The organism is Thermalbibacter longus, from assembly GCF_023806485.1.
Classification (GTDB): domain Bacteria; phylum Chloroflexota; class Chloroflexia; order Thermomicrobiales; family Thermomicrobiaceae; genus Thermalbibacter; species Thermalbibacter longus.
This window is the reverse complement of the sequence record NZ_JAMSLR010000002.1, coordinates 1-23,882: the sequence shown is the minus strand read 5'-3', so window position 1 is coordinate 23,882 and position 23,882 is coordinate 1. Positions and strand designations below refer to the sequence as shown.

Here is a 23,882-nt window from a genome sequence, read left to right as displayed (position 1 = left end):
ATTGGCAGCCTATGTGCTCTCGTTCGGACGCACCACCGAAACTTAATCACGGTGATTTGAATGAAGACTCCGGATCCTCCCGGGGTCTTCGAGCATTTTGGATCGGGCAAGGGATTTCCTACTTTGGCGATCAACTTCTCCCTTTTGCTCTAACTTGGTGGGCTGTGACCTATACAGATTCAGCTGTGGCGGTATCGTTTGTTTCACTCATCATGGCAGTAACCAGTGCTATCACTGCTCCGTGCGCAGGCATATTGGTTGATATACTCAATCATAAGAAGCTCATGATCACCACTGTCATTGTGTATATACTTATCGTTCTAATAAGTGGTAGCGCGATGTTGCTTGATCGAGTCTCTCTTGTGGCTCTCTACGCCATTGCCTTTGCTGTCGCCTCCCTCGACCAGCCATACCTGCTCTTGCAGCAAGTCCTGCTGAGGGAGCTCGTATCACCGGATGGTCTTTCCCGGGCGAATGGCAGGCTTGAAACGATCCGTGCCGTAGTTGGTATTCTCTCACCTGCCTTTGCCGGCTATATTGCGGCACAGGCAATCGGATTGCTCTTTTGGGTCAATGCCATAACGTTTGGTGTACTCCTGTTGTCGCTCCTGTGCATTGAGGTAGCAAATGTTGAGACTCGGGGTACTAGAGCCCACCATAGCCTCAAAGAAGCTCTGGTGTTCCTTGGACATACCCCGCATCTACTCGTGCTAACATTTCTGACAGCAGTGGTCAGCCTGACACTTGCCCCCCTTGGCTTTCTCGTGCCTCTTGCAGTGAAGCAAGACTTCGCACTTGGCTCAGCCGCAGCGGGGCTTTCTTCATCAGCATTTGCCGTTGGCGTCCTTACAATGAGTGGACTACTGTCAGTATTCGGAAGAAGCCGGCGTGTAGGCTCGCTGCTGGGGATTAGCATCATACTGCTTGGGCTAGGCAATGTCCTATTCGGTTTTTCTCCAGTGTTCGCTAGCGCTTTATTCGGATCCTTTTTGGCAGGTGCAGGGACGATTGCCACAACAATCTTTGCACGAACACTGTATCAACGCGACGTGCCAATTACTCTGCTTGGTCGGGTCACAGCCCTCCGTCAGTCGCTTACCTTTGTTATTAGACCTATCGGCATACTCTTGGGTGGTGGACTTGCCGAATCTTTTGGTCCTAAGGCGAGCATTGCCGGAATGGGATCTGTGATGACGATGCTCGGGATCATTGCGCTGTGCTCAAGAACGCTTAGAAGGGCATAGAGAATGCTTAAAAGCCAGCGTCTAATGCTTCTCCCAATGGAACGACACATGGCGTCAAAAGTACGGGAGTGGTTGCTTGATGAAGACGTAGCGCAATGGGCTGTCTTCGGTGACCCGCGGCCACTGACTGTTGAGGAGATTGAAGAGCAAATTGTTGCCGCCCGCGCTGATCCTCGAATACGGATGTTTGCAATAGTTCCACTCGATTCTATCTCACCTATTGGTGAAGCTATCCTCCAAGGCATTGACTGGAAGAATCGTTCTGCTCAGTACGGTCTAATAATAGGGGATCGTCAAATGCGGGGACGGGGAATTGGCCAAGAGGTGTCCAGAATAATAATAGAATATGCGTTCTCGGATCTTGGCCTTCATCGTATCGAAGCCTTGGTGCTATCCGGTAACGTGGCTGCGATTCATTGCCTTGAGAAGGTTGGCTTCACAAGAGAAGGGGTTAAGAAGGAAGCAGTATGGAAAAATGGACAGTGGTATGACGTAATGCTTTTGGGAATCACGGCGCCCTCATCCTTACTTACCGCGAAGTAACCCTTGCAACTCCTCCACGCTGTGCGGCCGGTGATCGAGGGGAATCACCGGCATGTGGGCCAACCACGCTCGCCGCTCTAGCGCGGCCTTGCCCCCAGCATCACCCACCGCGGCCGCACCGCATCTGGCAAGGCGTCCAACGCACGCGCTGTCCGCCCCCTTTGCTGGCACATGCTTCGGATAGACCGCGGCCAACAGCACGAGCGCTGGCCGCCAGCGTCAGACGGTGTTCACGACGTCGGCTACGGGCGTGTTCGCACCAAGGTAGTGCAGCTCATAACCAAACGATTCGACTAGGCACGCCGCCATGTACAGCCCAGCTCGTGCAGCTCTCCCTCCACGCAAGCCGCCATCGAGAGCCAATGAAGTCAGATCGAACCGGCACTCTGGTACACCACAGGGCGGCTACAGCAATCGATACGAACGCCATCATCGATATACCGGCACCGACAACACACCCCTTGAGAAATGCGCCCGCGTTCCGGTTCGCCATAATCCCCTCGATCTCCGCAATGGCCCTGCCGTCGTCTAGCTCAAGAGCCTGCCCCACGGGATGGCACGACAGGCTCCCAATCGTGCTGCGGTCGCTCTGCATCCTGATAATCCTTTCGGATGGTCGCAGATTCTGCTTGACAGCGCGAGCCCATCGAAACGGTATACGAGGCTGGCCCTGGGCTGTCCGGGGCCAGCCTCGCACTCGCTCGCGGCCTGACGGTCAGTTCAGCGACATGAGGATCTTCCAGGCACGCGCCTTCTCTTGCACCCGCCAGCCGACGACCGCCGCCAAGGCGCCCGGGCTCGCGAACGCAGAAGACGACGGCATGCCCGTCCGCCTAACGTGGCACGCTGACCGCAATCCTGACCGCAATCGCATGCGGACACAAGCAGAAACCGGCAGCACCTGGGGAAGCGAATCCCGCGTACGAAGGGGCCTATCAGATACCCTAAGCGACGCCATCCGCAGCACGTCTCAGTTGCCTCAACTGCGGCAACAGCCTCGGCTGCTCGTAGCCGGAACGCCTGTGAACCGGCCGGCCCGGCGGGCGTCTTCCCGCCGGGCCGAGGCTGTTTCTCCTCCAGGTCGCTCCGCGTGACATCCTCGGATCTGTGGTGCCCGGGGACACTGTTCCCGCGGCGCACCGAGGGAGGACACAGTATGGCCCCTGCCAGCGAAACGAGGCACAGTGCTCCTGGCGCGCTCACTCCAGCTCACTGGGCCATCCATCCGCCGTCGATGACCAGGATCGAGCCGGTGATGGCGGCGGCATCGTCGGAGGCCAGGTAGAGCGCGGCAGCGGCCACCTCCTCCGGCAGGACCAGCCGGCCCATCGGCTGGCGGGCTTCGAGGGCGCGCCGGGCGGCCTCCGGGTCGGGCACTTGGGCAACGAGTCGCTCCACCCAGGGCGTGTCCACGGTTCCCGGGCAGATGCAGTTGCAGCGGATGCCCTGCTTGACGTAGGCCACGGCGATCTGCTTGGTCAGGGTAACGACCGCTCCCTTGCTCGCACAGTAGGCGGCCCGCTGGGGAAGTCCGATGAGTCCAGCCACCGAGCCCATGTTGACGATGACGCCGTGCCGGCGCGCCAGCATGCTGGGGAGCGCGTGCTTGCAGCAGAGGAAGACCCCGCGCACGTTGACCGCGAAGACGCGCTCCCACTCCTCCAGGTCGGTCTCGACGATGTCCTTCGTCGTGCCGATCCCCGCGTTGTTGACGAGGATGTCGATCTGCCCGAAGCGCTCCAGCGTCGCCTGCACGAGCCGCTGGACGCTGGGCTCGTCTGTGACGTCGACCTGATGCGGCACGATCTGCTCGGAGAACTTGGTCGCGGTCTCCTCCGCTGCGGCGAGGTTCAGGTCGGCGGCGACGACGGCCGCGCCAGCCCCGGCGAAGCGGTGCGCGATCGCCCGCCCGATCCCCGACCCCGCGCCGGTCACGATCGCAATCCGCCCGGCTAGCTCAGGCATCTGCCCTCCCTTCGTTCCCTGCGACGACGGCCGCGCCTTCTGGCTCAGCCGCGCACCGCGCCCAGTAGCCCGCGGGCGATAAAGCGCTCGAGGACGGGTGCCATCACGATGACAAGCCCGAACTCGTGCAAACGCCCACTACGACGTTCTCCCCATGCTCTGGGAGCACATCCTACCGGAGGTGCCGCGCCACAGCTAGACCCAGCGAGCCGTGCCACAGTGCCCCAAGAGCTCGCCAGGCTCCGAGACACAGCGCCAAGCCGGAACAATAGACCAGGCTAGAGTTCCGCACTCGCCAACTCGTCCGCGGCTTGACAGCGGGGGACGGAGACTGTATAGTCGATATCGACTAAACGAGATCGACTAGTGTGAGGGTCGAGATGGCAACGAAGCGAACCGTCCCCAACCCGCTCGCGCTCGCCGTACTGGCGCTCCTCTACGAGCGCCCGATGCACCCGTACGAGATGGTGACCACCATGCGCGAGCGCGGCAAGCACGAGTCGGTCAAGCTACGGTACAGCTCCCTCTACTCGGTCGTCGAGGCGCTGGAGCGAGCCGGCCTGATCGTGCCCCGGGAAACGGAGCGCGCCGGCCGCCGTCCGGAACGAACCGTCTACGCCATCACCGAGGCCGGGCGGGTCGAGTTCCTCGACTGGCTACGCGAGCTGGTGCGGGTGCCGGAGAAGGAGTATCCCCGGTTCATGGCCGGGCTCTCGTTTCTGGCGGCGCTCCCACCGTCGGAAGCGCTGAGCTTGCTCAAGGAACGGATCCAGCTCCTCGAGGACCGGATCTCGCGGGTGCGCGGCGGTCTGGCCCAAGGCCGCGCCCTGGGCGTTCCCCGGCTGTTCCTTATCGAACACGAGTACGAGCTGGCACTGCTGGAGACCGAGGTGGCCTGGGTCCACGCACTGGTGAAGGAGATCGAAGCGGGGACGATCGAGGGGTTGCATCTGTGGGAGCTCTTTCACTCGTGGACCGAACCGGTCGCGGTCGAACGGTCAAGGGAAGGAGGACGAGATGAGCTGAGGTAAGCGACGACCTCCGGCCAGGTGTTGCCGCACCCGGAGCCGGAGGCCTGATGCCCAGAGCAACCGATCCCGCGGAGCGAGACCAGTTGTCCGAGGCGCGCACTTCTAAGGATAGCAGGTCGAACCGCTCCGCCGGAGGTTGCCCGAGCTCGCGCGCACAAGGGCACGGAGCGGAGGTTCGACCTGATGTCACCTCATGATCTGCGAACGAATCCCTGGGCGGTGCTGGCCGTCCTGTGCCTGGGCCTCTTCATGGCCCTGCTGGACACCACCATCGTCAACATCGCGATTCCGGCGATCGGTGCCGGCCTGGACGCCTCGCTCGACGAGATCGTGTGGATCGTGAACGCCTACGTTCTCGTATACGCGGCCCTGCTGATCACAGCGGGCCGGCTTGGCGACATCGCCGGCCCCAAGCGGCTGTTCCTCGCCGGCATGGCGCTCTTCACCCTCGCTTCGGCACTCTGTGGCCTGGCACGCGATCCCGTCCAGCTCATCGCAGCCCGGTCCCTGCAAGGCGTCGGCGGCGCGTTGATGTCGCCCCAGCCGATGGCGATCATCACTCGCCTCTTCCCGCCGGAGCGCCGGGGCGCCGCCTTCGCCATTCCGGGGATTCTCGGTGGCCTGGCAGTGGCAGCCGGGCCGATTTTGGGAGGCGCTCTGGTCGACACGTTCGGGTGGCCGGCGATCTTCCTCGTCAACGTGCCGGTGGGAGCGATTTCGCTCGCGCTCGTCACGCTCGTGGTGCCGGACCTCCGGCCTGGGCAGCGGCACCGGCTCGACCTCTTCGGCGTGCTACTGGCGACGGCCGGCTTGCTGGCGCTCACTTTCGGCTTGATCGAGGGCGAGCGCTATCGCTGGGGGACGATCGTCTCGGTCATCGCCATCCCTCACGTCATTGGGCTGGGCATTCTCGTGCTGGCACTCTTTCTCCTCGTCCAGTACCGGCGACAGGACGGCGAGCCGCTACTCCCCTTCGAGCTGTTCAGGCACCGCAACTACGCGCTGACGACGGGGATCGCCGCAGCGATGGGCTTCGCCATGCTGGGACTCTTCCTCCCATTCACGATCTACCTGCAATCAGTGCTGGGCCTGGATGCATTCGATGCCGGCCTGACCGTTCTCCCACAGGCGCTGGTGATGACGGTCGTCGCCGGCCCCGCCGGCTCGCTGGCTGATCGGCTCGGGGGCAAGCACATTCTGCTCGCCGGGCTCACCCTCTTCGCCTCCGGCATGGCCTATCTGGACATGATGGCACGGGCCAGCACCGCGCGCTGGGATCTGCTCCCCGCACTACTCCTCATGGGCACCGGCCTCGGATGCGTCTGGGCGCCACTGTTCAGCATCGCCATGCGCCAGATCGAGCCTCGAGTCGCCGGCACGGCGGCTGGAGTGATCGAAACCATCCAGGAGATCGGCGGAGTCATCGCTGGAGCTGTCGTGGGAGCACTACTGCAGCACCGCTTGGCAACTGCCCTGCGCGAGCAGGCTCTCCGGAGGTCCGGCGAGTTGCCCGGGGAGCTTCGCGAGCAGTTCCTCGACGCCGTCGCGGGCGCAGCCAGCGGCGGGCTGCACGTGGAGGCCGGACTGAGCGCGCCAGGCGTGCCGTTCCCGGCCGAGATCCAGCAGCTCGCCGTCGAGGTGTTCCGGCACAGCTTCGTGGACGCCATGCATCTGGCCCTTCTGCTGCCGATCGTGGTGGTGCTGCTGGCGGCGGGGAGTTGTCTCGCGATCCGTCAGGAGAAGCCTCTGGTAGAGACTGAACCGGTGACAGCAGCTCCGAGCACAGGCTCTGGACAGGATGCTCGAGCCGGGGTTCCGTCCAGCGGCGGACCGACGCGCCCGGAGAGAACGGGAGGTGAAAGGTGACGATGCGGCACGGTTCGATAGACGAGCCGATGACCGGCAAGGAATCGGAGAGGAGCACAGCGATGCTCTCTGAGCTGCCGCGCCTGCGCGGGCCGGACATGACTGACCCCGTAGCCGGAGTCGCGCGCGGTCCCTGGCGACTGGCGATCGTGTTGCCCTACGACCGGCGTCATGCTGGGGGCGTGGCCGACACCGCGATCGCGATGGCAGCCCGGCTTCGGGCGCGAGGGCACACCGTCCACCTGGTGACCGGCGATGACGGCGAGGGGAGTGCTGATCCCATGATCCGGCCGATCCCGAGCTGGGTCGTCTCGGTGCCGCTCAACGGCTCGATCAGTCGAATCGTCGTGCCAACGGGGCCAGAGTCCGATCAGGCCATCGACCGGCTGCTGGCTCGGGAACGCTACGATGCGTTGATCGTGCACGAGCCGGTGCTGCCGCTCGGCCAGGCTCTCCTGAGCCGATCGACGAGCGCCAATGTGGGCGTCGTCCACGCGTTCAGCGAGCAGGGCCCGCCACCGTGGCTCGACGTCTCGGCACGACGGGGGCATCTCGATCTCGTGGCCATGCTGCGCCGCCGGCAGGTGCCGCTGTGGCTGCTTAGGGATCTGCTCACTCCAGGGCTCGATCGCCTGCATGCCCTGGCGGCGGTGTCGCCCGCGGCGGCCGAGTTCGCGCGCTCGTACCTCGAGCTGCCGGCCGAGATCGTGCCGAATGGGGTCGATGTCGATGCCTTCTCCGCCGCCAGAGAGGCGCCGCTCGCGCCCGATCCGACCGTCCTGTTCCTGGGCCGACCGGAGCCACGCAAGGGGCTGGCCGTGCTGCTCGACGCCTTCGCTCACCTCGCCCGGCTCGTGCCGCGGGCGCGGCTCGAGGTGGCTGGCGCCGGGGACGAGATCGCCTGGGCACCGTACCGCGCGCAGGTGGAACGGCTGGGCCTCGCCGGTCGTGTCGCCTTTCTCGGCCCGGTGAGCGAGGCGGAGAAGCGGGCGGCCCTCGGGCGCGCTTGGGTTCTGGCCGTACCGTCGCTAGGCGGCGAGAGCCAGGGCAAGGTGCTGCTCGAGGGGCTGTCAGCCGGCGTCCTGGTGGTCGCCTCGCGGATACCCGGTTACGCCGAGGTGCTGACCGACGGCGTGAACGGGCTGCTGGCTCCGCCGGGCAATGCGCCTGCCCTGGCGGCGGTCATGCGGCGTGTCCTGGTCGACCGCAAGCTGGCTTGCCGCCTGGCCACGCAGGGTCTCGAGACTGTGCGGGAGCGATACGACTGGCGCGTGATCACGCCGAGGATCGAAGCCGTCGTGGCCAGGGCGATCGCGATCCGTCGCCAGGAGGAGACCGTGACCTGGGCGGCTGGTTCGGTCGCCTAAGACTCCGCTGGGATACGGGAGCGCCAGGTCACCGTCCGGTGATCTGGCCTGTCGAACAGGGAGAATGACGAGATGAACGGCCTTCCGAAGATGGAGACAACCACAATCACGGAGTACACCCCGGTACTGATCGTGGGCGGCGCGCTGACGGGTCTCTCCAGTGCCGTGTTCCTGGCCTGGCACGGCGTGCCCTGCGTCGTCGTCGAGCGCCACCCCGACCTGCTCATCCACCCGCGCCTGCGCGGTCTCACCCCGCGCACGGTCGAGCTGTACCGCCAGGTTGGCCTCGAGCCGGCGATCAGGGCGGCGAGCTATGCGAGCAACGAGCAGTTCGAATGGATCGCCGTGCGCGCCGAGACGCTGGCCAGCGAGACGTACCTGCCCGCCGTGGAGCGAGGCGAAGTCGACGAGACGGAGAGCGCGAGCCCGTGCGCGTTCGGCGCCATCGACCAGGACAGGCTGGAGATGCTGCTGCGAGAGCGAGCGCGGGAACTCGGGGCAGACATCCGCTTCGCCACCGAGCTGGTCTCGTTCGAGCAGGACGACGGCGGGGTCACCGCTCTACTCTGGGATCGCCGTACTGGAGCTGAACACGCGCTGCGGGCAGATTACCTCATCGCCGCCGATGGCGCCAGTAGCGGTATCCGGCAGCAGCTCGAGATCGAGCTCGATGGCCCTGGTCTCCTCTTTCATGCGATCACGGCGATGATCGAGGCAGATCTTACCCCGGCCCTGCGGGGGAGACGCGTCAGCATCGCCTACCTCGAGCGGCCGCAGCCATACACGCTCCTGATGGCGCACGATGACGCGGGACAGCGCTGGATCTTCGGCACCGGCTACGACCCGGCACGCCAGCCGGTCGAGACCTTCACCGATGAGCGGGTCGCCGCGTTAGTCCGGGAAGCCGTGGGGCTGACCGATCTGAAGGTAACCCTGTTTCCGCAGATCCCGGGTACCGACCGGAAGGTACTGGGCTTTGCCATCGGCGCGCAGGTGGCACGGCGATACCGCGTGGGGCGGATCTTCCTGGCTGGCGACTCGGCCCACCTCGTCCCGCCCACCGGTGGGTTCGGCGGGAACGCGGGCGTGCAAGACGCGCACAACCTGGCCTGGAAGCTGGCCATGGTGCTGCGCGGACAGGCCAGCCCAGCGCTGCTCGATACCTACGAGGTGGAGCGGCGCCCAGTAGGGCTCCTCACCATGCAGCAAGCCCTGGCCCGGTTCGGCGCCCGGATGGGGCCAGGCGCCGAGATGCCGCTGCTCGACTACGCGGCCGTAGCGATGGGCTACCGCTACCGCTCGGCGGCCGTTGCCGGCGCGCCTGACGATGACACCCCAGTGCGCCCGCGGGAGCTGTCCGGCCAGCCAGGTACCCGCGCACCACACCTCTCAGTTTGGAGAGATGGGAGAGAGATCTCCTCGCTCGACCTGTACGGGCGGCGATTCGTTCTCCTCGCCGGCCCGGCAGGAGCAGCGTGGATGACGGCGGCAGAGCGAATCGCAGCGCGCGTCGGGATCGCGCTCGATGCCTATCGTTTCGGCGTAGAGCTCGGCGGCGCCGACGGAACAGCCGCGCACGGCATCGGACCGGACGGCGCGCTGCTGGTTCGCCCCGACGGCTTCGTGGCCTGGCGCAACGAGGCTGGGGCAGAGGAACCCGAGCGAGAACTCGAACGCGCGCTGTCGCGCGTACTGGGCCGAGCGTCCTAGACGCCGAGCGAGGATCCGGCCGCGGGGCGAGGCAGCGCGCACACCGCATCTTCCGACAGGATCACCCCCGGGGCGCGCCCCGGGGGTGATTGCCTCGCTGGCGAGCGAGACCGGCCGCTCGGCTCACGGGCCGACGCTCCGGTAAGCCAGGCAGCGGTCGCCAGGGTCGAGCGGGCTAGGGCAGGATCTCGGCGATGCGCCGGTGCGCTTGGCGCAGGCTCCAGACGACGTAGTTCTGCCCGCGCGCCAGATGCGTGCGCAGGGTGTGCCAGCGATCGCTGCCCGCCGGAACCTGCCCCAGCTCAGTAGCCGGCGCGATCTCCGGGAGCGGCGGGATCTGCTGCGCCGGGTCGTGGCGGAACCGTCCGGCCCGTACATAGCCCAGCGGCACCAGGTGCCGGGCCAGCGCGCGCTGGGCCGCGTTCACCCGGCGCACCTCGGGGTCGTCGACCTCGCGGTCGAGCAGGCTCTCGACGAGCTCATAGAAGCGGTCGAGGGTGGTCAGCAGGTTGCCGGCCGCCTGGAGCGCGGGCCGGAAGTCGAACGCGTCACCGGCCGCCTCCTGGTAGCGCTGGAGATAGCCCTCGATCTCGCGCACGGTAGCCCGGTAGTCGAACGGATGCACCGGCGCGTTGAGCGTGCGCAGCAGCACCGCGGCGTAGACGCGCATGTCGCGCAGTAGGTTGTCGCGATCGGCGATCTCGAGGGTATCGTCCTCGGTATGCCACTGGATGTTGCCACCACAACCGCCGACCGGGTAGTAGCCCTTTTCCCGGATCAACGCTTCGGGCATGGTCGAGGAGAGCATGAAGTAGGTCGTGAGGCCCAAGTTGTTGAAGGAACAGTCGCCCGCGCGCAGTGGCCGGGAACCGGTCGCCTCCTGGCCAGTCACGTCGCGGATGGTTGCGCGCACCAGTTCGCCCGCCTCGGCCATCCAGGCTACGTCGCGATACTCGGTCGCCCAGCGGCAGCCGGGAGAGTCGCAGTTGACGTGCGCGATGCAGTTAGGCATCAGGTCCTGGGCAAAGGTGTCGGCATACCAGGTCGAGCCGGCATAGCGCCCGTGCGAGTGCCCCGACCACCAGGCGATGCGCAGCGTGCGGCGCAACCGGTCGCGGTGCTGCCAGAAGACGCGGGCGATCTCGAGCAGTGTGGCGTCTCCGGTCGCGTTGTCGCCGATGCCGACGTGCCAGGAGTCGAGGTGACCGTGGAAGAGCACGAACTCATCGGCTGCCTGGGTGCCCGGGATCTCGGCGACCACCACCGGGATCGGCCGCCAGCCGGTATCGACCGTGGTCGAGAAGGCCACCTGCACTGACCCGCGCGCGAGCTCGGCCTTGAGCGACTCGCCGTCGGGCCGGCTGATGGCCAGGATGGGCACCGGGGGTACCCGGCCGAGCGAGTCGAGGTCGGGCGAGCCCCAGGAGGTGGTCGCGATCCCCTCGTGGATGTAGTCGCCTGGGTTGATGAAGATGGCGCCGATCGCGCCGGTCTTCGCCAGATCGAGGCCGCGGGCGGCCAGTCCCAGCCCCTCGGTGAGGACGACCTTGCCGCGCAGGTCCTGCTCGATCTGCGGCCGAGCAGCGCCGAGCAGTTCGGCTACACCCCGGGCGTGCGCGGAGGGGACGTAGACCAGCTCGCCGGTGATCTCAGCGCCGTCGGTGGAGGGGGAGAAGGAGAGCGTCTTGGCCCGGATAGGACGCGGGCTCGGGCTCACCACGCGGAGCGTGGCTCGCACCGGGATGCTGATCAGGCAGACCGGGTGATGGACACGATAGGGCACCCCCCAGGCATCGAGTCGGCCGGTGAGATAGGCGACGGCTTCGGCCTCATCCTGACTACCAGAGAGCCGGACCAGGGTATTGAAGCGCTCGAGCAGCGCCCAGGGCTCCTCGATATCGATCGCGTCGAGCACGACACGCTCGGTCTCTGGATCACGCCACCTCGTGTGCGCCTGCATCGCTCCCTCCGCCTGGTGCGTCTCTCCGTTTTCCACCGGCACGGTATCGTATCCCAGCCTGGAGAGGCTCGCTAGTCCATACGGTCTACTCCCAGCGAAAGCGCAGCGCGGCCCGCAGCGCGCTGCCCAACCCGACGCCCGGGACCGCGAGCGCGCTCAGCCGCACATCGTCCCGCAGTCGCAGGCGTTCTCTTGCCTACCTGGCTAGACGGGTTACCGCGGTCATGCCACAATTAGTCATCGATGCTGGCCACGCCGCCCGTGGTGACTCAGGAGTCCAGCCGTGTCAGACGAACCCGTCCGTGACGGCCAATCGGCCGAGGATGACCTGTTCGAGGCCATCCAGCGTTTTCTCGCCGAGCAGTCCGGTGACGCGATCGATGGCGAGCTCCGCGCGGCGTTCCAGGAGGCGCGGCGCTTCGTCCACCGCGAGCTGCGCGGGCGCCCGGAGTACGAGCGGATGCTCCGCTCCCTCGAGCGGCTGCTCGAAGACGAGTTCCCTGGCCTGTTCACGGCTCCGGTTCGCTCGCACCTGGCGGAGACACTCTATCTCTACGGCCTCGCGCACTTCTCCCTGCTCCAGGGGCAGGGAGCCGCCGTCTTCTCCTCCGGCGAAGCGATCGAAGAGGACCAGGACGAGGAAGACGAGGCCGAAGTCCGTCCCCTCGTGATCTACGACCTCTGGTTCCCGCAGGATATCGCGCTGGAGCACGCCGAGGACGGCTACTACCTGCACGTCAGCGACGGCCGCATCGACCTGGCCCTCTACCTCGGCACCGAGCCGAACGAGCGCGGCGCGCTCACCGATCTCCTGGGCCACCTCCGCTACGCGCTCACGCACGCGCCGCCCGGTGAGCCGGCACACCAGAGCGACCGGATCACACCGGTCCTGACCGTCGAGCTCGACTACAGCGGCTCGGAACTGATCGAGGCCAACGACCACGTCGACATCCTGTTCCTCGACCCCGAGGGCGAGCCGATCGTCCGCATGCACGCCCGGTCGACCGAGCTGCGCCTGATCGTCGACGAGATCCAGGCCATCGGCCGAGACGGCGGGTTCTAGGCCAGTCCATCGCCCCCTGCACTTCTCCCCGCGGGTGCCCGGCACGCGACGCGCGCTTTGCCACAAGCGCGGCCCCCTCACTCTCGACATGCGAACCGGATTCCTCAGCAGCGCCTCCCGGAGGTTGTGGCGAGGATCCCCCCGAGGGGGTTGCCGCCTGCGAGCGGCTGGGGGAAAGTAGGGCGACGTTCCGCCGCGTGCGCGAGAGAGGAAGGAGGCGGCGTGCGACGCTATACGCCCGAGCTCGCAGTCAGCTTGCAGGTACCCGGCGACGTGCAGGTTTCGCCCGATGGCAGCCGGGTCGCCTGGGTCACCGCGCCGATCGGCCACGCTCAGCCGGCACCAGCGTCATCGCTCTGGTGGCGCCAGGTCGACGGGACGAACGAGCCGCGCCAGCTTACGGCCGGCGACGCAGAAGACCGGGCGCCGCGCTGGTCCCCCGATGGCCGGCTGATCGCCTTCCTCTCCGACCGCGAGCAGCGCGCGCAACCGGACCGTGCCCACCAGCTCTGGATCATCCCGTCCGAGGGCGGGACAGCCCAGCGGTTGACCAGCTTTCGCCGCGGCGTCGACCTCCCCGCCTGGATCCCGGATGGCCGCGCCGTCACCGTGACCGTCGACCGCCTAATCCTGGCCGGGGCGGAGGATCCACCGGTCGACGTCCGGGTCGCTAGCCTGCTACCCCGGCCACGGGTCATCGTCCGGGTACCGCTCGACGGCGGGCCGCCGAGCGTTCTCGGCCCAGCCGCCGGCCACGTCTGGGACTACGCCTGGTCTCCGACCGGCCACGAGCTGGCCGCTGTCGTGTCACCGAGCGACCTGCTGGACTCGACGCCCGACCAGACGCGCGTGATCCTGCTCGACGCGAGCACGCGGGCCGAGCGCGAGCTGTTGCGGCTGGCCCGGCTCCCCGCCTCGCTGGCCTGGTCACCGGACGGACGCCGGCTGGCGATCGTCGGCATACTCCCAGGCCACCCCGACGACCAGCGGGTGATCCTCCTCGATCTGTCGCGCGGCCACGTCAGCACCCTCGACCCTGGCGAGACCACGCCGCTCTGGGCAGGCTGGCTGGGAGAGCGCACGCTGCTGATCCTCTCGGCCGCTGGGCTCTGGACCCGGTTCGATCGCTACGAAGTCGAGACCGGTACCTCATGCCCCCTGGAGCCGGTGCCAGCCGGCGGCTGGGTGACCCCGCTAGCCAGCTTGAGCCTCGACCGGCGGACGCTGGGGCTGATTCGGCAGTCGCCGCTCAGCCCGCCGGAGGTCTGGGCCGGACAGTGGGCCGAGGGGCTACGCTGCCTTACGGAACTCAACCCGCAGCTCGCGGGGGTGGAGCTCGCGCCGATGGAGCCGGTCGAGTGGCAGGCGAGCGACGGCCTCGCCATCCAGGGCTGGGTGCTCACCCCACCCGGCTCTCGCCCGGGAGAGCGCCTGCCGCTGGTAGTCGACATCCACGGCGGGCCGAGCGCGGTCTGGGGCGCCACCTTCCACGCCACCTGGCACGATTGGGGACAGGTGCTGGCCGGGGCCGGCTTCGCCGTGCTGCTGCCCAACCCGCGCGGGAGCACCGGCCGGGGAGCTGCATTCACCGCCGCCAACCGCAACGACCTCGGTGGCGGCGACGCCGACGACGTGCTGCGCGGGGTCGACTGGTGCGTGGCCCAGGGAGTGGCCGACCCGAACCGGCTGGGCGTCGGCGGCTGGAGCTACGGCGGCTTCCTCACCGCCTGGCTGATCGGGCACACCGACCGCTTCCGGGCCGCCGTCTGCGGCGCCGCCGTGACCAACTGGGCCAGCAAGGTCGGCACGACCGATATCCGCCCGCTCAACGAGGATCGCTTCCCCGGCCCGCTCCACGAGCAGCCGGACGTGTACTGGGAGCGCTCGCCTGTCCGCTACCTCGGGCGGATCAAGACCCCGACGCTGATCGTCCATGGGGAGGCCGACCAGCGGGTGCCGCCTGGCCAAGGCCTGGAGCTCTATCTCGGCCTGCGCGAGGCCGGGGTGCCGACAGAGCTCGTCCTCTACCCGCGGCAGAAGCACGCCTTCCACGAGCGGGCTCACCAGCTCGACCTGCTGCGGCGCATCGTCGCCTGGTACGAGCGCTGGCTCGCGGAGTGAGTCGCCAGGCCCGAGGAGGCGGTGGCCCATGACGCTCTTCGCCCTCGGCCTCATCCTGGCGGCGGCCTTCTGCCACGCGACCTGGAACCTCCTGGCCAAGCGCGTCGGGAGCGGAGCGCCCTTCATCTGGCTGTTCGGGACGCTCGGAGCCCTAATCTATGGCCCGCTGGCCATCGGGATCATCCTCTGGCAGCGGCCCGAGCTGGGATTACCCCAGCTCGTGTTCATCGTCGGCAGCGCGCTGCTGCACATCGCGTATTTCCTGCTGCTCCAGCAGGGCTACCGGGTCGGCGACCTCTCGCTGGTCTACCCGCTGGCCCGTGGTACCGGGCCGATGCTCTCGACGCTCGGCGCCATCGCGCTCTTCGGTGAGCGCCCCAGCCCGCTCGCCCTCGCGGGTGCGGCGCTCATCATCGGCAGCATCTTCCTGCTGACCGGCGGCGCCCGGCTGCTCCGGCGCCCGCTGTCTGCCGACGGCGCGGTCGTCTTCGGCCTGCTGACCGGCACGCTGATCGCGACCTACACGCTGTGGGACAAGCACGCGGTGAGCGCGCTGGCGATCCCGCCGGTCGTGCTCGACTGGTCTACGGCGGTCGCTCGCTCGCTGCTGCTGACGCCGATCGCCGCGCGGCGCTGGGACGAGGTGCAGGCGCTGTGGCGCGATCACCGGCTGCCGGTGCTGGGAGTGGCGATCCTCACCCCGCTGGCGTATATCCTGGTCCTTACCGCCATGCGCTTCACGCCGGTGAGCTACGTGGCCCCGGCTCGGGAGATCAGCATCCTGATCGGCACGGCGATGGGCGCGCACCTGCTCGATGAGGGGAACGCTCACCGGCGCCTGCTGGCCGCGAGCGGCATGGTGCTGGGCATCATCGCCCTGGCACTCGGCTAGCCAGGCGAGCGGCCTAGACCGCTGGCAGCCAATGCCCGAGTTCAGCCGGGTTGTAGCGGAATTCCGGTCTGGCAGGGGCCGGTTCCAAGCAGGATCTGCGGTGCGATTGTCGACGCCGAGAGGAGCGCTAGCCGGAATGAGGGGATCACGAGTGGCCGCGTCGCAGGCAGGCGAGAAACCAGCATGAGACGTACAGGCAGAGGTCATTCTCAGGGTAGTGCTGAAGGTGGAAATGGGCCAGAAGATCGCCGGCTGCGGCGAGTTGAACAATTGCGGCGAACGAGCGACACGGAGTTCGCGGATGAAGTTCGTCGCCATCAGCAGTCCCGGTGGCGTGCTCCTAGCCTCGTGGAGCATGCCAAACGCCACGCCCGTGACTTCACCGAGATTCTCGGCGCGCCACTGACGCCGACAGAGCTGGACGACTGCAGCCGTGTTGTCCTCCACTCATGGAACCGATTGTTTACCGAGCTAGAGCGAAGCGGCATGGTGTCCTATATCTTCACCTATCAGGTGCAGGGTAAAGTTGCTACACTTGCCGTGGTCACTCGTGCGGGTCTCATTCGCACGGTATTTCCGTTACGAGATGTCGATCTCTGGTGGAAGCGACACCTCGCAGCGGTGGAGGTGACGGAACGTGCCAAACGGCTTGGACTTTGAGGTACGCGTGTATGCGGCGATGGCCGCAGCACTCATGACATACGAGGACGAGCTGGAAGTCGAGGGTGCCCTCAACTGGCGCGATGCCATCGAGGAACGGCTGCACGCCGGCGAGACGCCCTCACCGGAAACCTCGCATCTGCTCGCCGAGGCTGATGCGGCCCTGATCCGGGCAAGCGAGGTCCTCGTCCGTCGCTTCCCTGACCTGTTCCATCCGCAGCGCAAGGCGAATATCCCGAGACAGAATTGGTGGTGGCATCTTGATGAGGGCTCTCAGGTGCGCAAGCACCCCGAGCAGGTTGCCTGAGTACAGCGGCTTCCCCCTCACCATCTGTACCTGCATTCGACCCCGATGAGAGAGAAGCGCTGTTGGAGAGCAGCAGCGCGAGGATTGCACGCTCACATTCGCTGGCGATCAGGCGTTACCTCGGGACGAGATCGGCGGCGCGTTCGTTCACCTGCATAGACTCGGTCCAGACCACCTCGGCAAGCGGCTGAGCCCGATGAAGCCGGCGGGACCTCGACGCGTTCGCTGCCGTTGCCGAGCATCAGGCCCGGCGCTCACCAGTAGCGCATGGCATCGAGGAAGATCGCCCTGAGGTCGTCGGCGGTCACCGGCCGCGGCGAGAGGCCGATCACGGCACGCTGCGGCAGCGTACCCGCCACCAGCGCGTCGATATCGTCCGGCGTGTAGCCGATTGCGCTCAAGCCGTTCGGTATCCCCAGCCGCTGCATGATCCGGATAATGGCGTCGGCCAGGATCGTGCCCGCATCCTCAGGGGCGGCTCCGCGCACATCGACGCCCATCAGCTCGGCCGCCTGGAGGTGCCGCGCCGGGTCGGCGGAGGCCGTCCAGCGGAAGACGGCGGGGGCGTTGAGGATGACCGACATGCCGTGGGGCACCAGCGGGTGGTCGGGCGGGTAGCCCTCGGCCACGTAGTCGCGCACCATGCCGGAGACTGGGTAGGACATCCCGTGCGGCAGGTGGACGCCGGCGTTGCCGAAGCCGACGCCGGCCATCGCAGCGGCGAGGATCATCTGGCTCCGCGCCTCGTCGTCGTCCGGGTCTTCCACAGCCCGCACGATGTGTGCCGAGACCATCCGGATCGCCTGGGCGGCCCAGATATCGCTGATCGGGTTGGCGCCTTGGTAGGCCGGCCGCAGCTCCGGGCGCTCGGGCGCCGGGCGCCGGTAGTACGGCAGGGCAGTGAACGACTCCAGGGCGTGGCTGAGGACGTCGAGACCGGAGCAGGCGGCCACCATGCGCGGCATGGTACGGGTGTTTTCCGGGTCGAGGATGCCGAGGTGCGGCCTGAGCGCGCGATGCCGGATGCCGGTCTTGGCGTGCATCTCGGTCAAGTCGAAGATCGCCACGCCGGTGGTCTCGCTACCGGTGCCGGCGGTCGTTGGGATAGCGATCATCGGCTTGAGCGGACCGGGTACCGGCCGCCCCTCGCCGATCGGTGGGTTGACGTAGGCCAGGAAATCGGCCGGGTAGGTAGAGTAGAGGTTCGCCGCCTTCATCGTGTCGATGCTCGAGCCGCCGCCGACGGCGACGAAGCCGTCGAAGCGGCCCTCGGTGGCGAAGCGGATCGCCTCCTTGAAAGAGAGGTCGGTCGGCTCGACGCGCACCTGGTCGAAGAGGACGGCGTCGATCCCCTGCTCGCGCAGGGAGGCCAGCGTGATCTCGACCGGCTCGCTGTGGGCCAGGCGGGGATCGGTGACGACCATGACGCGCCGCGCGCCGAGCTGGCGCATGTCGTGGCCGACCTCGCGGGTCGCGCCGGGGCCGTATTTGATGCTGGAGGTGTCCATCGTGAAGGTCGTCTCGAACTGCATGCCTCGCTCCTTTCGACCGCGCTGGCAAAGAGAAGCCGGCACCAGCATTGAAACACGCACTCACGCCGCCCGCTAGCCTCCCCGCGCGGCGCACCGCGCTCTCCAGCGGCTCTCACGCCAGGCGGCCGGTGGCGACCCGTGGGCGGGCAGCAGCCCTGGGCAGCACCCGCGTGTCACCGGGAGAGTCCTGGCTCAGCGCCAGGTAGTCACCGGCGAGCCTGGTACCTCTGCGCGCCAACCCGCCACCGGCTCAGGCGGCCCCGCATCATACAATCGCCTACCACCCAGTCACCGGCGGGAACCCCTGTCTTCCCCGCTAGGGGTTAGGCTGTGGCTCGCCGGAGGCTGCACGCGCAGCGAGAGGGGGATCCGCATGGCTGGGGGGACACCGTCGTCGAAGGGTGGGGCGCAGGGGGAGAGCGAGGCCGGGCTGCCGTGGCTGGGAGCAGCGGTCATCGTGCTGATCCTCCCGGTCGCGCTCTGGGTCGGAGCCTGGATCGTCGAGGCGCGGATGAACGGGGCCTGGCGGGACGCCGTGGAGGCCGAGTACGGCCGGCTGACGGCGGAGGAGTGGGAGCTCGTCCGGCTGGAATCGTTCTGCGACCAGCCCGAGGTGAGCAGCGAAGACTTCTGCTCGCACTTCAACCTGGCTGAGCTGAGCCAGCTCGGCAGCGTGCTCACTGGCGCCGGCGGGGTAGCCCTGCTGGCGTTCGTGGCCTGGGCCGGGGGCGCGGCGCGACGCGACCACCGGAAGCTGCTCGGCCTCTTCCGGCTCTCCTTGGTACTGGTCGCGCTCGGGCTGGTCGGGTTGCTCCTGATCCAGAGCGCGAACCTGGTAGTGGTGCTCTACCTGCTCGAAGTCGTCTTCATCGAGCGGTTTCACCCCTTCATCCTGGCCGGGATCGGCCTCTCCGGCCTGGTCGCCACGCTGGCCGTCGGAGCTGGGGTGCTCCAGGTCTTCCAGCCGGTGAAGGTGACCGAACTGGCGGTGGCGGTCACCCCCGAAGACCAGCCGGGGCTCTGGGAGCTGGCCCGCGAGGTGGCGCGCGTGGTGGGCACCGAGCCACCGCGCACGATCCTGCTCGGGGCCGAGCCGAACTGCTACGTGACCGAGGTGCCGGTGAGCTACCCCGGCGGGCAGAGCCACGGCCGCCTGCTCTACCTCTCGCTGCCCCTGCTCGCGGTGCTGGAGCGCGACGAGCTCCGCGCGGTGCTGGCCCACGAGTTCGCCCACTTCCACGGTGAAGACACCGCCTTCAGTCGCCGCTTCTACCCGCTCTACCGCGGGGCGCTGCAGGCGCTCGGCAACGCGGTCGGCAGCCTCGAAGAGAACCCGCGCTCGATCGCAGTGCTACCGGCCATCCCGGTGCTCGGCTATGCGGTCGCCGCCTTCGAGGTGGCCGCGGCCGAGCGCTCGCGGCAGCGCGAGCTGGTGGCCGACCGCACGGCGGCTCGGGTGGCAAGTTCGCTGGCGATCGCGACGGCGCTGATCAAGGTCCACCTGGCCGGATACGTCTGGCCCGCCTACCTGCACCGCCTCCGCCAGTGGAACACGCAGTATCTCGCGGCCCGGCGCCGATGGGAGGTTGCCACCGAGAGCGGCGAGGACTTCTCCGAGCTAGCCGAGATCGCCGAGACCATGAACGAGCCGGTGCCCCGGATGAGCGCGATCACCACCTCCGAGGCCGCGGATCTGGCACGCAGCCAGTCGGCGCCGTCCTGGCTCGCCGCCCAGACGCAGCCCCACCCGGTCGACAGCCACCCGCCGCTGGCGGCACGGCTGGAGGCGCTCGGCGTGCCATTCGACGAGGGGTGGGCCAGGGTGCGGGCCTCGTTGCGACCAGTCCGGAGAGGGACGCTGACGCTCGGCGGGCGGCCGGTGATCGCTGAGACCCGCGACATCCCCGGCCCGCTCGAGCCGGCCAGCCGGCTGCTGCGGGACGCCGACCGGCTCGAGGGCGCGATCACCGCGCTGACCGCGTTCGTCCTGTTCGACCTCCCGGCCGTGCTCCAGGCGGCGCAGGCGGAGCGCTCGGCCGGTCACCCGGGGCCGGGACAGGCAGCCTGACCCGCCGCGTGGTCACACCGCCGGGAGCGCAGCCCGAGGGTATGCAGCTCAACCCGAGTAGAAGAAGAGGAGCACGCGCATGAGGCGTGCCAGCATGATCACAGCCACGGCTGTAGCCACTGGCGTAACTGCGCTGGCGCTGGTCGCAACCTTCGTGGCGATCGCGCCTCGCCTGGTCGAGAGCGAGGAAGAGCGCGTGGTGCGGCTGGCGGTGGAGTGCCTGGAGCGGGTCGAGGCCAGCCGGGCGCGGCTCACGCCGGCCGCGGACATGGCGTACACGAACCGCTGCCTCGATGTGAAGACGCTGACCGGCACGGCTGACCCGAACCTCCAACGCGCGCTCGACAACGCTCCGGAGCTGGTCCCCTACCGGCTGCGCGCGCTGGAGCGCCAGCGCCATTGGCTGGAATCGATGGATCGGTGGAGGGACCAAGGCGAGGACTGATCGACCGGACCGAACACGCCCATGCGCCCCGGCAACGAGGTCGCCTGCTCAGAGTCAACAGCTTGCGCCCGCTCGCAACGCGCACGCCGACCCTGCACGGCGCTGAAGCACCGCGCTCAGTCCGCAAGCCCCCTGAAAGAGGACTTCCTCCCCCTCACAAGCCGGCTGCGAGCCAGGTCTCCGCTGGCCGCCCTCACCCCGGCATCACCACCCCGATTCCCGCATGCGAAAGCAGGGCCGGTCCTACCGGCAGGTGCTCTCTCCCGAAGGTTCGGGAGAGCCGAGGGGCGCGGGCGAGCTCCGCCTGTATGGCTGTAGGGGCCAATGATCATTCACCCCCTACCGGTGGGTAGGGGCGACCGGCGGGTCGCCTCTCCAGTACCCGAGCGCACTGCTCTCTCACCACTCGCGCCGGGTGGCGTTCCCTCGCACGGGCCGTGCGAGAGGGGAAGCGGGTGAGGGTCGATGAGCGCTTGGATGCATACCCGCGCCCGACAGGCTTGGAGAGTCGCACCGCAGGTGAAAGGACGCGAGTGATCGCCTCTTAGCGATATGCCCTGGGCAACCTCTGCGCCCGCCGAGCCTAGAGCCGAGCGAAGCCATGGGCGTGCTGGTGCACACCGGTGTCCCAGCTCGGCCCGCAGGGGCGGAAGCCCTCGCGCAGCGTTTGGGTCAGCCCCGCGTAGGCCTCAGGCAGCCGCGACAGGGCTGGCCGGGCGCCGCCCGAGGAAGGCGAGCAGCGCGCCGGCCAGCAGGCACAGGCCCGCCGGGATCCAGAACAGCGATACCGCGATGAACCCGCCGAGGCCGGCGATGAGCTGCATGAGCGCGCTCGCGCGTGGGTAGCGCAGGGCCACGCCTCCACCGGCGATGCCGAGCACGCCGAGCAGGATGGCAGCGAAGCCGAGCCAGGTGACCGTGCCGGCGCCCTCCGCCGCGAAGGCCGCCCCGATCCCGCCGACTGTCATCGCGAAGATCCCGGCGACGATCCCGAGCACTCCACCGACGATGCCGAGGATGAGCGCCGCGATGCGCATCTAGTCGACCTCCTCTCACACCTTTGTCTCAGAGAGAAGAGCTGTACTCTCCGGACTCGCGACTGCCGCCCGCGCCCGTTCCCGGACGGGCTGAGCTCTTCACCGGTCCCTCCACGTGCCCAGTTGGCGCTACTCCGCATCGAAGTAAATCTCGCCGGAGGTGAACATGTTCGGGTCGAACTTCAGGAAGAGCGGCTGCGCGTCCTGCGGGATCTCGAAGACAACGATCCCCTGCTGCTTGCCGCCAGGACCGACCTCACCGGCCAGCGCTTCCCCCTCGGTGAAGCCGACCGGTGCGAAGACCGGGTCGTAATCGAAGTTGTTCTTGTCGCGGAGCGCCCACTCGCTGCCGATAAGATGCAGCGCGCTGGTACCAGCATTCTCCACAATAACCTGGAAGAGCAGGTACTTCTTCCCCTCAGCAGGCGCCTGGAACATATTCGACGAGGTCGCGCCGTCGACAATCTTGACGAGCGTCACGCGGTAGGTTTGGTCGCCCGAAGTCACTTCCGCGGTCTGCCCCTCGGCCAGCGGCACGTGCACATCTTCCTTGCTCGTGCCCCAGGGCTTAGTCGGGCTGGCCGCCACTGTAGGGGTACTCGTTGGCCGGACCGCCCCGCTGGTTCCGCCAGACGGCGTGACAGCCGGCTGGCTGCTGGTCGTCTCGCAGCCAGCGGTCAGGACCACGACGCTGATCATGACGCAGGTCGCGAGCACGCCTCTGAAGGCCGTCATGAGCCACTTCATCGTAGACCTCCTTACCACGATCCCACCCCGCTCATCGATGCTCTGGACCAGGCACAGGCACGGCCTACCGGTCCTACTCCTGACGATAGTGCTGTGACGGGAAGGCAGGGGTTCCCACCCTGGAGCACGTCACGCAGGTTGCTATCGACCCGCCCGATCCGGTAACGCGGGCCAGGGAAGCGTGTGCCGGGGCGTGCCTGTGGTGCCGACCAGGCACGCTTTTAAGGAGTGAAGCCCCGGCACCCTTGTCCGGCGCCGGGGCTTTCAAGAACGGTATCGTGTCACTGGAGAAGGACTGGAGAGATCATCCTCCGGCCGGCACGAGAGCGGTGCGCGGCACGATGGCTGGCACGCCGGCCGCGGCCAACCGGCGGTTCAGCTCCGCCAGCTCGGTCGCCAGTAGCTCGCGCAGGCGACTGAGCTGCTCGTCGATCGCTCCGGCCAGCGTGGCGTACACCTCGCGCTCCCCCTGCGTCGGGCGGCTGTCGGCACTCTCGACGAAGCTGGTCAGCGCCGCTAGCCGGGCCGCCAGCTTCCAGGGGAACTGCCGGGGATCGTCCATCTTCGGCTGGATCAGCTCCTCCTCGATCTCGACCAGCTTCTTCTCCAGCTCCCCCGCCGCCTCGATCAGCTCCGTCCGGCCGTCCTGCGCCTCGATCCGCTTCCGCCACTCCCCGAGCTGCTGGCGTACACTGCGGATCTGGTTGATCGCGTCGTGCGCCTCCGACACCTTGTCGCGGATCCGCAGCAGCAGGTCGAACTGCTCCCGCAGGTCTTCCTCGGTCGCCTCGATCCGCGGATCGCGACGCACGTCGAACGCCTGCGTCCAGGACTGCTCGCCGACGGTCAGCCGCACCTGATAGGCGCCGGGTACGACCCGCGGCCCGGCCAGATACTCCTCGTAGCTCTTGTCGCCGACGACCCGGCGGGCGCCGGCTACTCGGAGATCCCAGACGAACTGGTGGAAGCCGGCTTCCTTCTCCAGCCGGGGCTCCTCCTTCGGCTTCTTCTCCTTCGGCAGCTCCGGCAACGGATCCGCCGGCTTCTCGCTGGAGAAGCTGCGCAGCTCGTTGCCAGCCATGTCGAGGAAAGTCAGCCTGACCTCCCCTTCCGGCCGCTCGCGAAGGTAGTAGGTGACGATCACGCCGTCCGGCGGGTTCTTCCCCGCATCGAGCGGACGCTCCTCGGTCACCGCGGTGGGCAGCTCTTCGACCCAGGCCGCATAGACCAGCGGGCCGGCCCAGCGGTAGTTGACCGTTCCCGAGACGCTGCTGCCGAAACCGTGGTAGACCTTCATCCGCACGGTGGGGCGGGGCTGGTAGAG

Annotated in this window: 18 protein-coding genes and 1 pseudogene; 13 read left to right on the top strand and 6 right to left on the bottom strand. The window is 67.6% G+C overall.

Going from position 1 to position 23,882, the window contains the following annotated elements:
* The first annotated feature begins 11 nt into the window (after positions 1 to 11).
* Both NET02_RS03225 and NET02_RS03220 read left to right on the top strand, forming a co-directional pair.
* Positions 12 to 1,244, top strand: a complete 1,233-nt coding sequence (locus NET02_RS03225) for an MFS transporter (protein ID WP_284055933.1) — start codon at positions 12 to 14, stop codon at positions 1,242 to 1,244.
* A gap of 3 nt (positions 1,245 to 1,247) precedes the next feature.
* Positions 1,248 to 1,787: a GNAT family N-acetyltransferase gene (locus NET02_RS03220; protein WP_347710993.1), complete on the top strand. Its 540-nt coding sequence runs from the start codon at positions 1,248 to 1,250 to the stop codon at positions 1,785 to 1,787.
* 1,209 nt (positions 1,788 to 2,996) lie between these two features.
* Here the strand turns inward: NET02_RS03220 and NET02_RS03215 are convergent.
* On the bottom strand, positions 2,997 to 3,752 hold the full coding sequence (locus NET02_RS03215; RefSeq protein ID WP_284055932.1) for an SDR family NAD(P)-dependent oxidoreductase: 756 nt from the start codon (positions 3,750 to 3,752) through the stop codon (positions 2,997 to 2,999).
* A 380-nt stretch (positions 3,753 to 4,132) separates the two neighbouring features.
* Here NET02_RS03215 and NET02_RS03210 point away from each other — a divergent pair, with 380 nt between their 5' ends.
* The 4 genes from NET02_RS03210 to NET02_RS03195 all read left to right on the top strand — a co-directional run bounded on the left by NET02_RS03210 (position 4,133) and on the right by NET02_RS03195 (position 9,726).
* Entirely contained in the window at positions 4,133 to 4,783 is a 651-nt protein-coding gene (locus tag NET02_RS03210; protein WP_284055931.1) for a PadR family transcriptional regulator, read from the top strand.
* A 183-nt stretch (positions 4,784 to 4,966) separates the two neighbouring features.
* A complete protein-coding gene (locus NET02_RS03205) occupies positions 4,967 to 6,649 on the top strand; it encodes an MFS transporter (RefSeq protein WP_284055930.1) in 1,683 nt (560 codons plus the stop codon).
* A 62-nt stretch (positions 6,650 to 6,711) separates the two neighbouring features.
* Complete coding sequence (locus NET02_RS03200; RefSeq protein ID WP_284055929.1) at positions 6,712 to 8,016, top strand: glycosyltransferase family 4 protein; 1,305 nt, start codon at positions 6,712 to 6,714, stop codon at positions 8,014 to 8,016.
* 72 nt (positions 8,017 to 8,088) lie between these two features.
* Positions 8,089 to 9,726 carry an FAD-dependent oxidoreductase gene (locus NET02_RS03195; RefSeq protein ID WP_284055928.1) on the top strand — a complete coding sequence of 546 codons (1,638 nt, stop codon included), beginning with the start codon at positions 8,089 to 8,091 and terminating at the stop codon, positions 9,724 to 9,726.
* 175 nt (positions 9,727 to 9,901) lie between these two features.
* Here NET02_RS03195 and NET02_RS03190 read toward each other — a convergent pair whose 3' ends face one another.
* Positions 9,902 to 11,686, bottom strand: coding sequence for a M28 family peptidase (locus tag NET02_RS03190; RefSeq protein WP_284055927.1), 1,785 nt, complete (start codon positions 11,684 to 11,686; stop codon positions 9,902 to 9,904).
* 283 nt (positions 11,687 to 11,969) lie between these two features.
* Here NET02_RS03190 and NET02_RS03185 point away from each other — a divergent pair, with 283 nt between their 5' ends.
* The 5 genes from NET02_RS03185 to NET02_RS03165 all read left to right on the top strand — a co-directional run bounded on the left by NET02_RS03185 (position 11,970) and on the right by NET02_RS03165 (position 16,729).
* Complete coding sequence (locus NET02_RS03185) at positions 11,970 to 12,749, top strand: hypothetical protein (RefSeq protein ID WP_284055926.1); 780 nt, start codon at positions 11,970 to 11,972, stop codon at positions 12,747 to 12,749.
* A 222-nt stretch (positions 12,750 to 12,971) separates the two neighbouring features.
* On the top strand, positions 12,972 to 14,870 hold the full coding sequence (locus NET02_RS03180; RefSeq protein ID WP_284055925.1) for a S9 family peptidase: 1,899 nt from the start codon (positions 12,972 to 12,974) through the stop codon (positions 14,868 to 14,870).
* Positions 14,871 to 14,898: 28 nt separating this feature from the next.
* Entirely contained in the window at positions 14,899 to 15,762 is an 864-nt protein-coding gene (locus NET02_RS03175) for an EamA family transporter (protein WP_284055924.1), read from the top strand.
* Positions 15,763 to 16,110: 348 nt separating this feature from the next.
* Complete coding sequence (locus NET02_RS03170) at positions 16,111 to 16,422, top strand: hypothetical protein (protein ID WP_284055923.1); 312 nt, start codon at positions 16,111 to 16,113, stop codon at positions 16,420 to 16,422.
* Positions 16,400 to 16,729 (top strand): hypothetical protein, encoded by a 330-nt coding sequence (locus NET02_RS03165; RefSeq protein ID WP_284055922.1) that lies wholly within the window; start codon positions 16,400 to 16,402, stop codon positions 16,727 to 16,729. Before NET02_RS03170 ends, NET02_RS03165 begins: the two co-directional genes overlap by 23 nt.
* A 254-nt stretch (positions 16,730 to 16,983) precedes the next feature.
* On the opposite strand, the gene NET02_RS03160 is transcribed toward NET02_RS03165, so the two are convergent.
* A complete protein-coding gene (locus NET02_RS03160; RefSeq protein WP_284055921.1) occupies positions 16,984 to 18,261 on the bottom strand; it encodes a hydroxyacid-oxoacid transhydrogenase in 1,278 nt (425 codons plus the stop codon).
* Positions 18,262 to 18,634: 373 nt separating this feature from the next.
* Between NET02_RS03160 and NET02_RS03155 the strand changes: the two genes are divergently transcribed.
* Positions 18,635 to 20,329: a M48 family metallopeptidase gene (locus NET02_RS03155; protein ID WP_284055920.1), complete on the top strand. Its 1,695-nt coding sequence runs from the start codon at positions 18,635 to 18,637 to the stop codon at positions 20,327 to 20,329.
* 79 nt (positions 20,330 to 20,408) lie between these two features.
* Entirely contained in the window at positions 20,409 to 20,774 is a 366-nt protein-coding gene (locus tag NET02_RS03150) for a hypothetical protein (RefSeq protein ID WP_284055919.1), read from the top strand.
* 689 nt (positions 20,775 to 21,463) lie between these two features.
* Here the strand turns inward: NET02_RS03150 and NET02_RS03145 are convergent.
* From NET02_RS03145 to NET02_RS03135, 3 genes and pseudogenes are all read right to left on the bottom strand, one after another.
* The gene (locus tag NET02_RS03145; RefSeq protein ID WP_284055918.1) at positions 21,464 to 21,811 is read right to left on the bottom strand and encodes a hypothetical protein; all 348 of its coding nucleotides are present in this window, start codon (positions 21,809 to 21,811) and stop codon (positions 21,464 to 21,466) included.
* 129 nt (positions 21,812 to 21,940) lie between these two features.
* Positions 21,941 to 22,558: a DUF4352 domain-containing protein gene (locus NET02_RS03140; RefSeq protein ID WP_284055917.1), complete on the bottom strand. Its 618-nt coding sequence runs from the start codon at positions 22,556 to 22,558 to the stop codon at positions 21,941 to 21,943.
* Between the two features lie 304 nt (positions 22,559 to 22,862).
* Positions 22,863 to 23,882 (bottom strand): annotated as a pseudogene (locus tag NET02_RS03135) (glycosyl hydrolase); the annotation flags it as partial.

Coding starts and splice junctions, on each gene's coding strand:
- NET02_RS03145 (WP_284055918.1), bottom strand. CDS start 21,811: ATGCGCATCGCGGCGCTCATCCTCGGCATCGTCGGTGGAGTGCTCGGG.
- NET02_RS03225 (WP_284055933.1), top strand. CDS start 12: ATGTGCTCTCGTTCGGACGCACCACCGAAACTTAATCACGGTGATTTG.
- NET02_RS03150 (WP_284055919.1), top strand. CDS start 20,409: ATGAGGCGTGCCAGCATGATCACAGCCACGGCTGTAGCCACTGGCGTA.
- NET02_RS03195 (WP_284055928.1), top strand. CDS start 8,089: ATGAACGGCCTTCCGAAGATGGAGACAACCACAATCACGGAGTACACC.
- NET02_RS03215 (WP_284055932.1), bottom strand. CDS start 3,752: ATGCCTGAGCTAGCCGGGCGGATTGCGATCGTGACCGGCGCGGGGTCG.
- NET02_RS03205 (WP_284055930.1), top strand. CDS start 4,967: ATGTCACCTCATGATCTGCGAACGAATCCCTGGGCGGTGCTGGCCGTC.
- NET02_RS03175 (WP_284055924.1), top strand. CDS start 14,899: ATGACGCTCTTCGCCCTCGGCCTCATCCTGGCGGCGGCCTTCTGCCAC.
- NET02_RS03200 (WP_284055929.1), top strand. CDS start 6,712: ATGCTCTCTGAGCTGCCGCGCCTGCGCGGGCCGGACATGACTGACCCC.
- NET02_RS03155 (WP_284055920.1), top strand. CDS start 18,635: ATGGCTGGGGGGACACCGTCGTCGAAGGGTGGGGCGCAGGGGGAGAGC.
- NET02_RS03160 (WP_284055921.1), bottom strand. CDS start 18,261: ATGCAGTTCGAGACGACCTTCACGATGGACACCTCCAGCATCAAATAC.
- NET02_RS03140 (WP_284055917.1), bottom strand. CDS start 22,558: ATGAAGTGGCTCATGACGGCCTTCAGAGGCGTGCTCGCGACCTGCGTC.
- NET02_RS03220 (WP_347710993.1), top strand. CDS start 1,248: ATGCTTAAAAGCCAGCGTCTAATGCTTCTCCCAATGGAACGACACATG.
- NET02_RS03190 (WP_284055927.1), bottom strand. CDS start 11,686: ATGCAGGCGCACACGAGGTGGCGTGATCCAGAGACCGAGCGTGTCGTG.
- NET02_RS03210 (WP_284055931.1), top strand. CDS start 4,133: ATGGCAACGAAGCGAACCGTCCCCAACCCGCTCGCGCTCGCCGTACTG.